This is a genomic window from Ochrobactrum sp. XJ1, assembly GCF_024701725.1.
Classification (GTDB): domain Bacteria; phylum Pseudomonadota; class Alphaproteobacteria; order Rhizobiales; family Rhizobiaceae; genus Brucella; species Brucella anthropi.
In genome coordinates, this window is sequence record NZ_VDGD01000014.1 from 51,302 (window position 1) to 65,341 (window position 14,040).

Genomic DNA, 14,040 nt, shown 5'->3' on the forward strand with positions numbered 1-14,040 from the left:
AAAATGGCGGCCATCAGCCGCCATTTCTATTAACTTATCAAGATTTTGCTATAATAAGCTGATTTTACTCGACAGTTACCGACTTTGCGAGATTGCGTGGCTGATCGACATCCGTCCCCATCAGAACGGCTGTATGATAAGCCAGCATCTGGATCGGCAGCGCATAGACGAGCGGCGTGATAAATTCCGGCACATCCGGCAGAATGATGGTTGCCATCGTGTCGATGCTTGCTGCCTCGGCACCCTTCTTGTCGGTGATGAGAATGATGCGACCGCCACGTGCTGCAACTTCCTGCATGTTGGAAACGGTCTTCTCATAGAGCCGATCAGACGGCGCGATGACGATAACCGGCATGGTTTCATCGATCAGCGCAATCGGGCCGTGCTTCAACTCGCCGGCGGCATAGCCTTCAGCGTGGATATAAGAAATTTCCTTGAGCTTCAGCGCGCCTTCCATGGCCAGTGGGAAAGACGTGCCACGACCGAGATAAAGCACATGATTGACCTTGGCCAGTTCATGGCAGACCGCAGCGATCTGGTCTTCAAGCTTCAGAACCTGGTTGATGAAACGCGGCGCCTCGGAAAGCTGGCGTACGAGTTCCTGTTCCCGCTTGTCATCGATTGCGCCACGCGATTTTGCAGCCGCAATTACCAGCGATGCCATGGCCGAAAGCTGGCAGGTAAAGGCCTTGGTAGAAGCAACGCCAATTTCTGGGCCCGCAAGCGTCGGGAAAACAGCATCAGATTCACGCGCAATGGTCGAGCCGGTGACATTCACGACAGCTGCGATCTTCAATCCTTGCGACTTGCAGTAGCGTAGCGACGCCAGCGTATCAGCTGTTTCGCCCGACTGCGACACGAACATCGCCAGCGAATCCTTCGAGAGAGGCATTTCGCGATAGCGGAATTCGGAAGCGATATCGCTGTCGACTGGCAGTCGCGCGATCTGCTCGAACCAGTATTTGCCAACCGAAGCCGCGTAGTAGGCCGTACCGCAGGCAGAAATCGTCAGGCGATCGATCTTGCTGAAATCGATATCAATGGCTTCCTGACGAACCTTGCCCGTCGTGAAGTCGAGATAATTGGCGAGCGTATGGGAAATGACTTCCGGCTGCTCGAACATCTCTTTCTGCATGAAGTGACGATGATTGCCCTTGGAGACGAGCATATTCGCCGTCTGAGTCTTCTGAATCGGACGCTCAACTTCGTTGTTGTTTTCGTCGTAAACGGTCACACCCTTGCGCGTCAGCACGGCCCAGTCGCCATCTTCGAGATAGGCGATGGTATCCGTGAAAGGCGAAAGTGCGATAGCGTCGGAACCGAGGAACATTTCGCCCTCACCGTAACCAACGGCGAGTGGCGGCCCCTGGCGCGCTCCGATCAAGAGTTCTTCGTCACCCTCAAACAGGAAAGCGAGTGCGAAGGCACCATGCAGCATCGGCAGGCTGTCGCGCACAGCTTCAACCGGAGACTTGCCTTTTGCCAGTTCACGGGTGACCAGATGGGCAACAGCTTCGGTATCGGTTTCCGTCTGGAACTTGTAGCCTTCGGCCTCAAGCATGGTGCGAAGCTCGGCGAAGTTCTCGATGATCCCGTTATGGACGACCGCGAGGCGCTCGGTAATGTGCGGATGGGCGTTGCGCTCCACTGGCTTGCCGTGCGTAGCCCAACGGGTATGGCCGATACCAATAACGCCGGGAAGCGGCTCTCCGGCCAGGCGCTTTTCCAAATTCACCAGCTTGCCTTCGGCACGGCGACGGTCGAGCTTGCCGTTCTGTAGTGTGGCAATACCGGCAGAATCATAGCCGCGATATTCAAGCCGCTTCAGTGCATCCACAAGAAGCGGAGCGACTTCGTTATTTCCGATGATGCCGATAATTCCACACATAGGCTGCTCCAAATCCGACGTTCAAGCGTGTTGCTTTGCGGTTTAAAGATTCTAACGCAGAACGGCAACCCAGAGGATTGCCGTTCGGTTAAACAATTGGACGACTTATTTGGTCGCAGTTTTAGCCGCTTTGATGGCAGCGTACTTCTCTCGCAGGATCTTCGCCCGCCCCTCTTTTGTTTCCTGCCGGGCACGACCGAAAGCCAGCGCATCGGCAGGGACATTGTCGGTAATCGTGCTGCCTGAGGCAATATAAGCATTGTCGCCGATTTCCACCGGCGCGACCAGTGAGCTGTTCGACCCGATAAACGCGTTTTCGCCGATCACCGTCTTGTATTTGTTGTAGCCGTCGTAATTGCAGGTGATCGTGCCAGCACCGATATTGCTGGAGGCTCCCACAGTCGCATCGCCGATATAGGTTAGGTGATTGATCTTCGCGCCTTTGTGCACGGTGGCATTTTTCACTTCGCAAAAATTGCCGACCTTGGTTTTCTCACCGAGATTTGCACCCGGGCGCAGCCGCGCAAACGGCCCGATTTCGGCCTTCGGCCCAACGTCAGCACCTTCCATATGCGAGAAGGAATGGATCAGAGCTCCCGTCGCGACATGCACGCGAGGACCAAAAAACACGTTCGGCTCAACAATGACGTCGGCTTCGATCAGCGTATCATGCGAAAAGAAAACAGTTTCAGGTGCAATAAGCGTTACACCTGCAAGCATCATCTCGCGACGTTTGCGCTGCTGCCAGATGGCTTCGGCTTCGGCCAGTTCAACACGATTGTTGATGCCGATGACATTATCGACCGGCACTTCGATGGCCGTCACGTTCATGCCCTTGCCATGGGCGATGGCGACGATATCGGTCAGGTAATATTCGCCCTTGGCGTTGTCATTGCCCACCGCATCCAAAAGCGTCAGGGCGTGTTGACCGCGAACTGCCATCAGTCCGCCGTTGCAGAATCCGATCTGTTTCTGCTCTTCGGTTGCTTCCTTTTCCTCAATGATGGCGACAAGTTTGTCGTCCTTCTCGATGAGGCGACCGTAGCCATGTGGATCGTCTGGGCGAAAACCGATAACGACAACGTCTGCACTCTCGGCCAGTCGTTCGCGAGCTTTCTGCAGAGATTGCGCCTCGATCAGTGGCGTGTCGCCAAAAACGATGAGCAAATCGTCATAGCCGCGTTCGATCGCTTCGCGCGCTGCCAGGACGGCATGCGCCGTGCCGAGACGCTCCTTCTGTTCGAAGGCCGACACCGGGCCTGCGTTCTTTTCCACTGCCGCCCGCACATCGTCGGCGCCACGCCCGACCACCAGCGCAATGTCGCTCTTTCCGGTCCCCTGAACCGCCGTGACCACGTGAGAGACCAGCGGCAAGCCTGCCACCTGATGCAGTACTTTGGGCAAGTTGGATTTCATGCGTGTGCCTTCGCCAGCAGCAAGTACGATGGAAAGGCAGGTACGGTCTGTCATGGTATCGTCCAGAAAATTGAGATGATTTTCGCTCTTAACATCAAAGCGTCTATGAAAACTTACGGGCTGCTGCCAAACCTTTAACCCAACCGCCCCAGCGCGGGGAAATTCTCAAGCAGCCAGAACGAGAAGGATTGCATGCCTCCGGTCAGGAACAGGACACCTGCAGCGACCAGAAGCGCGCCCATTGCTTTCTCCACCTTGCCGAGATGCACGCGGAAACGTGAAAGAAACCGCATGAATGCGCCGGAAAAAAGGGCGGCGATCAAAAACGGAATGCCAAGGCCAAGCGAATAGGTCGCCAGCAATAACGCGCCCTCACCAACCGTGCTGCTGCCGCCTGCAAGCGTCAGAATCGGCCCAAGAACTGGCCCGATGCACGGCGTCCAGCCGAAGGCGAATGCCAGTCCCATGACATAGGCTCCAAGCGGCGATGCCGGAGCGTTGCGTGCCTGAAAACGAGCTTCGCGGGACAGGAACGAGAAACGCAAGATGCCAAGAAAATTCAGTCCCATCAATATGATGACGACGCCCGCAACGATTGCGATCTCCTGCTGCCACGCGCGCAGGAAGGCGCCGATGGACGAAGCTCCAGCGCCGAGCGCCACAAAAACAGTTGTGAAACCGAGAACAAAACAGATTGCCGCAAATGCCAACGAGCGGCGCGCTGAAGGCGCGGCGGCAACGGCTGTCGCCTTATCTGCGCGAAAATCTTCTACGCTCACGCCCGCCATATAACACAGATAAGGCGGCACGAGCGGGAGAACACAGGGCGACAGGAACGACAGTGCACCGGCTCCGGCTGCGGTCATATATGAAATATCGAGCACCAATACCTCTTTCAGTTCATCAAATCGCTTGCGGTCTGGCCAAACCACAGGCTTATATAGACTAGATTCTGCTCTACTTAGAATATTTTCAATGCGGCATCTCGCTCGAACACAAGTTCGCCCTAAATCGAGATCATTGCGCGATTTATAATATATTGCTCCAACCGGACGACGTTCCTATGAGCCTTATTGATGATGAAGTGCCTTCAACACCACCTGCAACGTCGACAAGACATTCTGGCTGGCTCAAGCGATACCAACATTTTCTGTTTCCGATAGCGGGCATCGCCATTGCGCTGCTGGCGATCTATGTGCTGGAGAATCTGCTCCAGAATACGTCTCGCACGGAAACACTCGCTGCCTTCCACAACATTTCGTGGACGACACTTGGTTTAGCTGTGTTCTTCACAGTTCTGAGCTATGCAGCCGTCGCACTCTACGATGTGGTGGCTGTCGATACGATTGCGCCCAACCAGATACCGCGCCGCATCGCTGCCGTCGCAGGTGCTGCCGGCTACGCAATCTCCAACGCGCTTGGGTTTTCCCTGCTGACCGGCGGCGCATTGCGTTATCGCATCTATGCTGCGGAGGGTGTTAGCCTTGCCGATATCGGCAAGATTGTCGGGACATCATGGTTCGCGATCTGGTTCGCACTGATCATCATGGTCGGTGCAGCGCTTCTCATCGACCCGCAGGATGTTCCCTGGCTTTCCGCCATCGATTCCCGAATCGATATCGTCGCCGGTATCGCCATTCTGGGTGGCATCGGCTGGCTGATCTACTGGCTGTCGCATGGACAGCGTAGTTTTACGGTGGGTTCGTTCAGTCTGCGCCTGCCGAACTCAAAAGGCGCTCTGACCCAGATCTTTGCCGGGCTTGTGGATGTGGGCGCAGCTGCCGCTACGCTCTATGTGCTCATGCCTGCAGACGCCGTGCCAAGCTTTGCGGTTTTCGCGCTGGTCTATGTCATCGCCATCGTGCTGGGCATTGCCAGTCATGCTCCGGGCGGTCTAGGCGCATTTGAAGCGACAATCATTGCTGGACTCGGCCTAGGCGGGAAGCCGGATGCGATTGCGGGGCTTCTCGCCTACCGTCTTATCTATACGGTTATGCCGCTCGTTGTAGCGACCGCAGGCATTCTCATATGGGAGATCATGCGGCGGCGCCATATGCTCGGCAAGCAGGCGCGCTTCGCCAAACGTCTGGTCGAGCCACTCATCCCGAGCCTTTCTGCCAGCATCATCTTTCTCGGCGGCATCATTCTTCTGGTGTCCGGTGCGACACCAGACCTTCGCTACCGCGTGAAATTGCTCTCCGACATAGTTCCTGAATCTTTCATGGAAATGTCGCATCTTGCCGCCAGTCTGGTAGGTGTAGCGCTGCTGATCGTTGCACGCGGTCTGTCGAAGCGGCTTGCACGTGCGTGGGTCGCAGCACTAATCCTCCTCCTCAGCGGCGCTGTCTTTTCCCTCGCCAAAGGCCTTGACTGGGAAGAGGCGACCATCCTTTGCATTTCTGCATTCACACTTTGGGGCTTCCGGGATTCGTTCTATCGCCGCCCGATTTCCGGACCGTTCGATTTAAGCTGGAACTGGATCGCGACCGTCGGCACGACGGTGCTTGTCTCCACATGGCTCGGCTTCTTCGTCTATCGCCACGTGGAATATTCCAATGACCTCTGGTGGGATTTCGCATGGAACGGCAATGCGCCCCGGTTCTTGCGTGCGACTGTCCTTGTCTTCGCAGTGGTCGCTGCAGTGGGCCTTTACTCGATTATCAACCGGGCTGGTCACCGCAAACGCAAGGTAGATTATTCCATACCTGATGCCGTGCCGGATCTCGTCGCCCAATGGCCACATACGGATGCCGCTTTGGCAATGCTTGGTGACAAGCAATTCCTCCTTGCGCCAGACAAGAGCGCCTTCATCATGTATGCGCAATCAGGTGGCAGCCTGATTGCGCTCGGAGAACCCATAGGCCAGGAACAGACGGCTAAGGAGCTTGCATGGTCATTTCACGCACTGGCCGACGAGCTTGCCCTGCGAACCGTATTCTACGGTGTCGGCCCGCAAAGCCTGCCCCTGTTTCTGGATATGGGATTGATTGCCCTGAAGCTCGGCGAAGTCGCCCGCGTTGACCTCACCAATTTCTCGCTCGATGGTCCGCGTCGCCAGCCATTCCGCTATGCCGACCGCAAGATCGACAAGGACGGCCTTACGTTTGAAATCATTCCGGCGGCCGACGTACCGCCACTCATTCCACGCCTGCGCGAGATTTCCGATGCGTGGCTCGATTTCAAGTCGGGCAGCGAGAAAGGCTTCTCGCTGGGGTACTTCGATGACGAATACATGAAACGCTTCGACGTCGCAGTGCTGAAAAGTGACGGAGAAATTGTGGCTTTCGCCAATATGTGGCGTGGCGCGGACAAGTATGAAATCACCGTCGACCTCATGCGCTACATGCCCAATGTACACAAGCTTCTGATGGACGCACTGTTTGCAAAACTGCTGATGGCCAGCAAGGAAGAAGGTTACAAGTGGTTCAATCTTGGTGCCGCCCCGCTTTCCGGCCTGAGCGGTAGCAGGCTGGCGTCCCGCTGGAATCGTTTCGGCTCCTTCATCTACAAGCGTGGAGCCGATCTCTATCATTTTGACGGACTGAAAGCTTTCAAGGAAAAGTTCGATCCGGTCTGGACCCCGCATTATATGGTTTGCCCGGGTGGCCTGGAAACGCCGCGCGCGCTTCTCGATGCCACAACCCTCATCAATGGCAGTCCTCTGGAGTTCATCCGCAAATGACGAAAAGACGCGTTCTCTTCATTTTTCTTGGACTGGCGTTGGTGGCTGCGGTGGGCGCGTATGGCGCAATGCATACAGGCAAGATCGCCCGACTCTGGACGAAAATCACCGATTCCGATGAACCGGTCATCCACGCCAGTGCTGAAAGACTGTCCAATATTCCGGTCTACATGCCGAAGAACGACCCCGTCGGCCTTGCGATTTTACTAAGCGACGAAGGAGGTATGAGCGACCGGGAGAAAAGCTTCATGGACGCCATGCTTGCCCGGAACATGATCGTTCTGCCGGTCGAGCTTGGCCCGTGGCGCGCCGCACTCGATAAGGAAGATGGCGATTGCAACTATCTCGACTCTGATTTCGAAGCCATCGCCAAGGAGGCTCTGCGTGGACTTGATTTGGGCGTCTATTTTCATCCCGTTCTGACAGGCGTTGGACAAGGCGCTACCATCGCATATGCCGCAGCCTCGGATTCTCCGGATGCGACGATTGCAGGCGCCGTATCGCTTGATCCGGTCCCAGCCAAGACCCGTCTGCCTTCCTGCACCGAGAAAGCCGAAGCGACCAAGGCGCCCGATGGCGGCTTCACCTATGGCTTCAACGCGGTAATTCCCGCCCCTGCCCTTGTGGTCGGTCCCAGCGGATCGCCGGTCAACAATCCGGTTACAGCCCGCCAGGAAAATGTTGCCGTGCTTCAATCCGCTCCGGAATTTCCTGCTCGCATGAAAATGGCTGTCGACAATGTCGTCGCCATGGCGGATCAGGATGCCAAGAACGAGGCCCTGCCTATCGTCGATCTTCCCGCCAAAGGCGGCAAAGCCGATATGGTTGCCGTTTTCTATTCGGGTGATGGTGGCTGGCGAGATCTCGACAAATCCATTGGTGAATGGCTGCAGGCTCATGGCGTTCACGTGATCGGTGTGGATTCGCTTCGCTATTTCTGGTCGGAACGAACGCCGGAAGAAATAGCCAATGACACGACGGCCATGATCAAGAAGGCCGACCCGACGAACAAATTGCCGGTTGCAGTTCTGGGCTACTCATTCGGCGCCGATACATTCCCCTTTGCCTGGAAATATCTCGACCCTTCCATACAGGACCGGACGAAAATGATCGGGCTTCTCGGTGTCGAGACGACGACGACCTTCCAGGTTTCGATTGAAGGCTGGCTCGGAATGGATGGCGACAAAGATGTCGTTCCTGCTATCTCGACAATCCCGCTTGATCGGGTTGTTTGCGTCTATGGCGAAGAAGAAGATGATACCGCCTGCACAGCTGCCGAGCTCAAAGGGATGGAAGTCATGAAACTGGCCGGAGGTCATCATTTCGATGAAAATTATGAGCCAATTGCCGCCAGTCTTCTGGAAAAGATGCGCGTCCGTGCCGGATTGCCGCCACGACCGGCCAGTTGATAATTAAGCCAGAGCTGGCGCCCGGAAGACGGGCGCCAGCCTGTTGATTTAGCGCACGACTGGTTTTTGACCGCCAAACCACCAGCGCACGGAATCAACCAGCAAGAATGCAATCAGACTGATACCGACCAATGGCAGCGTCCAACCTACAAATACAGCAGCGATTGCGATCCCAATCTGTTGCGCGGCAGTGAGACGTCTCCAGCTTGCAATCAACGTTCTGGGCATTGATCCGGCAGGCGGGCGACGCTGCCACCAGATGCGATAGCCATAGACAATCATCACAATCAGCGAGAGGCCGAGCGCAGCCATCACGATCTGATTAGTGACCCCGAACAGGACACCCATATGGAGATCGATACCCCAGCGGATCAATTTTGCGATAAGCGGAAAACTCTCGAAGTCAGCACGGCTGATAACCTCCATATTTTGGGGATCGAGAGCAATCGTATCCACTTGTGTCGGCCAGGAACGGTCATATTCACGCACCAGCCAGCCTTGATCCGATGAACGGGGCAGTCGGATTTCAAGCATCGGGGAATCGAGTCCTGCCTGTTGTACAGCCAGATAAACACTATCCAGCTGTCCGACATGATCCTGCGCATCCCCTGTTCCGGACGGCATCGGCATGCCGCCATGGTCCTGATGCGCACTCTCTTGGCTAGATTCTGTCGCCTTATTCAGAACTGTCGAGACTGAAGGCGTAATCCAGCCAACCGCCGCTCTGAACTGATCAATCCTTTCCCCCGCCAATTGCGACCAGGTCATGCCGGTTGCCGAAAGGAACAAAAGACCGACAGCTATCCAGATACCGACCTGACTGTGAAAGCGACGGGTCTTCAGGTGGAGATTTTTCGTTTGTTTTTGTTTTCGCCGGATATTCCGATTCCACCACCAAAGCAGAGTGCCGCCTAGAGACGCGATCCACAACCAGGATGCAGCGAGTTCACTGTAGTAACGCCCAAAATCCCCGAGCATCAGATTGCGGTGTAGGTAGTCGATCGCCGCGCGAAACGGCAAGGTCCCGCTTGTGCCATAGGCAACGAGGTCGCCCTTTACGGCCAGCGTGACGGGATCGATGAAGATTGCCCGGCTTTCAGATTCTCCCAATCCAGGTTGGGTGAACATGACCCGTGTATTCCAGCCGGGAGCAATTGAAGGCCTCACAGCAAAAAGTTTTGGGCCCTCGCCTATAAAGGTTTCGGCCGCCTTCACCTGATCCGCCAATGGCTGCAAGGTTCCAAGCGATGCGGTACGCAACTGGTCGCGGTAGATGTAGTTTTCAAGCTGGGGCGTCAGCACATAAAGCGTGCCCGTCACAGCTGCGATCAAGATAAAGGGACCAACAAACAGGCCGACATAGAAATGAAGCCGTGTGATGAAGGCCTGGAAGCCGGAGTTCGCAGAACTAGCGGTATTCGGTCGTGCTTGTACCCCAGTTTTTCCTTCAAGAAGCGTATCCGTCATGGAACCCTCCTTGAAAAACAGTAGAAGCACAGCACAGTGCGTGGGCAGCCAGCATTGGCTGCCGCGATAAAATCATGATTTTGCATCGATATCTCCAAACGATATGAAATTGCCGTCGCGGGGCGGCGGCGTCGTTTTCAAAGATCGTGCAAAGCGGGAGGCCCTCTGGCTTGAGCAGCCGTAACAAACTGATCAGGAGGTGCGCGAACCGCGAGAGGAAAAGCGACCGTGTCTTTCGCAACAATCGAATCGAAAGACACGGTGACCGGCTGTTCTGGCAATCCTGTCCCAATGGCACATGCGGCCTGACATAGGGTCGAGCAGCAATGTCTGGCGAGATCTTTCAGGGGAGCGTTTGCATCTGCCTGCGTCGTGTGGACTGAACAGATCACGGACGAGGGACCAGCGCTCCACGCCGCCATGGAAGCCTGCGCGTATGCCGTTACCAGCCCTTGCAGAAGAATAACAAGCGTCAGCGATACAACCCAAAGGGCGGTATCCGACCGATCGCCAACAATTCTTCTACGCAAGGTCATGATCGCTCATGGCACTCTTGCAATGCAAAGTCACTACGACAAAGGTGAAATGAACTAATTTGAAGAGAAAGTGGTGAGCGCGCAGGGATTCGAACCCTGGACCTACTGATTAAAAGTGACTTCCGCTCATACAGCTTAGAACATCATGCACACTATGAAACATCGCAAATACCCGTAAAACATGGGGATTTCTGTTCTATAGTGTCCAATGGCGTATCAGCGAGTTTTGACATTTCCGTACCCATACGGTACCCAAATGGAAATCAGAAGATTTTCATCAGTAGGTTCAATATGGCTAAGGTGCGTCTGACTACTCGCTTCATCGACACGGTAAAAGTCGATGTACGGACGGATTATCACGATACGCTTGTTCAAGGCCTGACCTTGCGGGTGGCCCCGACTGGCACCAAGACGTGGAACCTCCTCTATACCCGAGACAGTGATAGCGCGAAGCAGCGTGTGAAGCTTGGCCGGTATCCAGCGATGGACTTAGAAAACGCCCGTGCGAAGGCGCTGAAGGCCATGAGCGGCGTTTCCGAAGGCGAAGACCCTGCCGAGCAGAAACGCGCTAGACGGGGCGCTATGACGGTCGAGGAGCTAGGCGCGCTTTATATCGAGAAGTACGCCCAGCGGAATAAGAAGACGTGGAAGCAGGACGAGCAACTTCTCAAGGCTGATGTCTATCCTGAAATTGGGCGCATGAAAGCCGAGGCGGTCAAGAAGCGTGATATTCTCGATATTGTCGAAGCCAAGGCCGAAGCGGGCAAAGGGGCGCAATCGAACAATCTGCTGGCTGTCATCCGAAAGATGTTCAATTGGGCCGTGGATGGTGACTATCTCGAAGCTTCTCCTGCATCAGGCATCAAACCGCGAGCGAAGCCCGTCAGACGCGACCGGGTGCTTTCCGGTGAAGAGATCAAGGCAATCCTAAAGGCGCTTCCTGACGCCGCTCTCAGCCCGCATACGGTTAGCATCATCCAACTGCTATTCTTGACTGGGCAGCGCTCCGGCGAGGTATGCGGGATCAAACGCAGCGAAGTTGATCTTGATGGGAAGAAATGGACGATCCCAGGCAGCCGTACGAAGAACGGAAACACGCATGTGGTCCCGCTGTCTGAGCAGGCACTGGCGATCCTTTCCAAAGCCATAGCGGATACTGATAAGGACGAGGAGGACCCTGCCCTATTCAGCCGCGTGGATAATCCAATTGAGAGTAATGCCATAGCGCAGGCGGTTAGGCTCAAGCTTCAAGTCACTGGCGAGCGATGGACGCCTCACGACATACGCCGCACTGTTGCGACTGGAATGTCAAATCTTGGTGTCATGCCGCACATTGTCGAAGCCTGTCTGAACCATATCAGCGGTTTCAGGTCCGGTGTCGCGGGCGTCTATAACCGCGCAACGTATGAGCCAGAGAAGCGGGAAGCGCTGGAAAAATGGGCGAATAGCCTATTTGGAACGATAAGTGAACCCAAAGTGAACAAAATAGCACGTGATTAGTGTGGATAGCGCCCCTTAAAACGGGTTGCAACGTAGGGATCATGCCCCTTTTACGCTATATTGGAAGGCAGTTAATCGATTGCCAGAACGGTGAAGTCATGAGCAAGTCTGTAAATAGCATCAAGACGTTAATCAGCATTCGTGAAGTATGTTCTATTACCTCCTTCTCCCGTTCCACGCTGTGGAAGAAGGTGAAGGAAGGTGCGTTCCCTAAGCCGGTATCGCTAAGCGATGACGGCATTCGGAAAGCCTTCGTGTCCGATGAGGTTCAGGCGTGGATCGATGATCGTATTTCCCTTCGCGATCAGAAGGATGCGGCATGAGCGAGTTCGTCACCCATGATGGTGAAGTTCTCGACTATGCCACGGCGAAGGCCAAAGCAAAGTCAAGCATTGCCACCTTCAAATTCGAACTTCTGGAGACGGTTCGCGGTGACCCCCGGTTGAGTGCAGCGCCATGCGAAGCTGTAATCGGTGTTCTAATCTCGTTTATTTCGGTGGATGAGAGATCGCTAAAGCCGACGTTGGTCTATGCCTCAAGCATTACAATCATGGCGAAGACCAATATCAAGACGAAGCTATCAGCGAGAAAAGCGCGAAAGCTTCTCGAAGAGCAGGGGTATCTGGTCAGGAAAGGCACAACGGCAAGCGGCTGTGATCTTTATCAGGTCTGCAACCCCCATGTCGAACGTGTCAAAATGCACATACAAGCGAAAGCTGAGAAGCTCAAGGAAGATGCGTCAGCGGCCCGTGAGGAATATCGGAGGAAGAAGGCCCTCAAGCTTCACAGGGGGTCAACGAATGACCCCACGGAAAATGACGAGGGGGTTATTAATTGTCCCCACAGGGGGTCAACGAATGACCCCAATATCGTAGAGCACTACCGTGGAAAGGCTAGCATAGAAGAGGAGCAATTCCTTTCTGCCTACGGAGAGGAGGACAATCAGTGTCAGCCTTTACCTGTTCCGGCCTCGCAGGAAGAACTTGAACACATGATGACGGAAATTTGCTCCGGCGTCTCAATTTCTCCAGCGGTCACATCATATTTGAGGCGAATGCTTCTGGCCGGTGAACTCACCCCGGCGATTATCACCCAACAACGAAGCTTCGCAGAGAGGCATGCAGCATGAAGCAGCTTGACCTATTCGAATGGGCTTCAGCGAGGCCCACCGCGCAAATCATCAACTGGATACCGCACCTCGCTAAAAGAATGTGGGAAGAGCGGAATATTCCTATCCAACCGCAGCAGGCAACCGTCATGGATTTTCGGGCCACGATTTACCAACCAGGAGAAAGGAAACGCGCATGATTGTGAGTAAGCATCCAGACGGTGGTTATTGCGTCATGAACGGCGCTTCCATCGTCGCAGGCCCTTTCGAAACAAACTCGGACGCATGGCGCGCCCTGGATCGTCTGGAAGGTGATCCGATTAATCCGGCAGAGAAGAAATCGGAATGGATCGCCAGCAAGATAATCGGAGGTGCAGCATGACCGCACATACCAACCCCCGCGTGACCGAGGCAGCGAAATGGCTGGCGACCACGCCCGACCATATGAAGCCGCACCCGGTTATTCAGGAACTGCGCCAGCGGTTCGCACTGACGGCGCTCGAAGCCAGTCTGGCGGCAACTGAAGCCCGCCTTATCCGTGCGAGGTCGAACTAATGAGCAATCCTGAAGACGATCTGTCAGAAGAGCAAATCCAGCGCATGATGAAGGCGGTGCTCAACATCGGCAAAAAGCCAGCGTCTATTCCGGTGGAGAGCAGGACCGCCAGCAGCCGTCCGCGCTCCTTTCACAATGTGCCATATGAGCCAGTGGCTAAGCCGAAGAGATCAATGAAGAAAGGTGTTCATTTCGAAGACGTTCTTGCCGGTGGCGGCAAGTGTCATGTCGTGAAAATTGATGACGGCAAAAGAACGCGGTTGATGACATGCCAGTCTCAGGAGGAAGCATGGGCAGAAATCCGCAGACTGGAGGCTGATCTGAAATGAAGCAACTCACCCCTGAACGGTACGACATGATGACGGCCCATATTGAAACGCAACCGAAACGATCTTCGTTGGCGACAGAGAGCCTTTGGGGACCGTCTGCCATAGCGCGGTTCATGGGTACGTCGAGCAGCTTCGTTTGCAAGCTCGAAA

At 55.0% G+C, this 14,040-nt stretch carries 12 protein-coding genes; 8 read left to right on the forward strand and 4 right to left on the reverse strand.

The annotated features are described in order from the left end of the window. Nucleotides 1–64 precede the first annotated feature (64 nt). From glmS to FG152_RS22320, 3 genes are all read right to left on the reverse strand, one after another. On the reverse strand, nucleotides 65–1,888 hold the full coding sequence (glmS, locus tag FG152_RS22310; protein WP_010658841.1) for a glutamine--fructose-6-phosphate transaminase (isomerizing): 1,824 nt from the start codon (nucleotides 1,886–1,888) through the stop codon (nucleotides 65–67). A 105-nt stretch (nucleotides 1,889–1,993) separates the two neighbouring features. Then, nucleotides 1,994–3,358 (reverse strand): bifunctional UDP-N-acetylglucosamine diphosphorylase/glucosamine-1-phosphate N-acetyltransferase GlmU, encoded by a 1,365-nt coding sequence (glmU, locus tag FG152_RS22315; RefSeq protein WP_010658842.1) that lies wholly within the window; start codon nucleotides 3,356–3,358, stop codon nucleotides 1,994–1,996. A gap of 80 nt (nucleotides 3,359–3,438) precedes the next feature. Then, the gene (locus FG152_RS22320) at nucleotides 3,439–4,188 is read right to left on the reverse strand and encodes a cytochrome c biogenesis CcdA family protein (RefSeq protein ID WP_012093029.1); all 750 of its coding nucleotides are present in this window, start codon (nucleotides 4,186–4,188) and stop codon (nucleotides 3,439–3,441) included. Nucleotides 4,189–4,367: 179 nt separating this feature from the next. Between FG152_RS22320 and mprF the strand changes: the two genes are divergently transcribed. Both mprF and FG152_RS22330 read left to right on the forward strand, forming a co-directional pair. After that, nucleotides 4,368–6,986, forward strand: coding sequence for a bifunctional lysylphosphatidylglycerol flippase/synthetase MprF (gene mprF / locus FG152_RS22325; RefSeq protein WP_029375960.1), 2,619 nt, complete (start codon nucleotides 4,368–4,370; stop codon nucleotides 6,984–6,986). Continuing rightward, nucleotides 6,983–8,395, forward strand: a complete 1,413-nt coding sequence (locus tag FG152_RS22330; protein ID WP_012093032.1) for a virulence factor family protein — start codon at nucleotides 6,983–6,985, stop codon at nucleotides 8,393–8,395. Before mprF ends, FG152_RS22330 begins: the two co-directional genes overlap by 4 nt. A 48-nt stretch (nucleotides 8,396–8,443) precedes the next feature. Here FG152_RS22330 and FG152_RS22335 read toward each other — a convergent pair whose 3' ends face one another. Then, the gene (locus FG152_RS22335) at nucleotides 8,444–9,862 is read right to left on the reverse strand and encodes a PepSY-associated TM helix domain-containing protein (protein WP_010658846.1); all 1,419 of its coding nucleotides are present in this window, start codon (nucleotides 9,860–9,862) and stop codon (nucleotides 8,444–8,446) included. 737 nt (nucleotides 9,863–10,599) lie between these two features. On the opposite strand from FG152_RS22335, the gene FG152_RS22340 reads away from it, so the two are divergent. From FG152_RS22340 to FG152_RS22365, 6 genes are all read left to right on the forward strand, one after another. Further along, entirely contained in the window at nucleotides 10,600–11,898 is a 1,299-nt protein-coding gene (locus FG152_RS22340) for a tyrosine-type recombinase/integrase (protein ID WP_498988450.1), read from the forward strand. 98 nt (nucleotides 11,899–11,996) lie between these two features. Beyond that, nucleotides 11,997–12,221: a helix-turn-helix transcriptional regulator gene (locus FG152_RS22345; protein ID WP_498988453.1), complete on the forward strand. Its 225-nt coding sequence runs from the start codon at nucleotides 11,997–11,999 to the stop codon at nucleotides 12,219–12,221. Continuing rightward, nucleotides 12,218–13,027, forward strand: a complete 810-nt coding sequence (locus FG152_RS22350; protein WP_498988455.1) for a hypothetical protein — start codon at nucleotides 12,218–12,220, stop codon at nucleotides 13,025–13,027. Before FG152_RS22345 ends, FG152_RS22350 begins: the two co-directional genes overlap by 4 nt. 175 nt (nucleotides 13,028–13,202) lie before the next feature. After that, nucleotides 13,203–13,388, forward strand: coding sequence for a hypothetical protein (locus FG152_RS22355; RefSeq protein ID WP_029924523.1), 186 nt, complete (start codon nucleotides 13,203–13,205; stop codon nucleotides 13,386–13,388). Further along, complete coding sequence (locus tag FG152_RS22360; protein WP_498988457.1) at nucleotides 13,385–13,561, forward strand: hypothetical protein; 177 nt, start codon at nucleotides 13,385–13,387, stop codon at nucleotides 13,559–13,561. The genes FG152_RS22355 and FG152_RS22360 overlap by 4 nt, the downstream gene beginning before the upstream one ends. Then, the gene (locus FG152_RS22365) at nucleotides 13,561–13,890 is read left to right on the forward strand and encodes a hypothetical protein (RefSeq protein WP_498988460.1); all 330 of its coding nucleotides are present in this window, start codon (nucleotides 13,561–13,563) and stop codon (nucleotides 13,888–13,890) included. The genes FG152_RS22360 and FG152_RS22365 overlap by 1 nt, the downstream gene beginning before the upstream one ends. The last annotated feature ends 150 nt before the right edge of the window (nucleotides 13,891–14,040 follow it).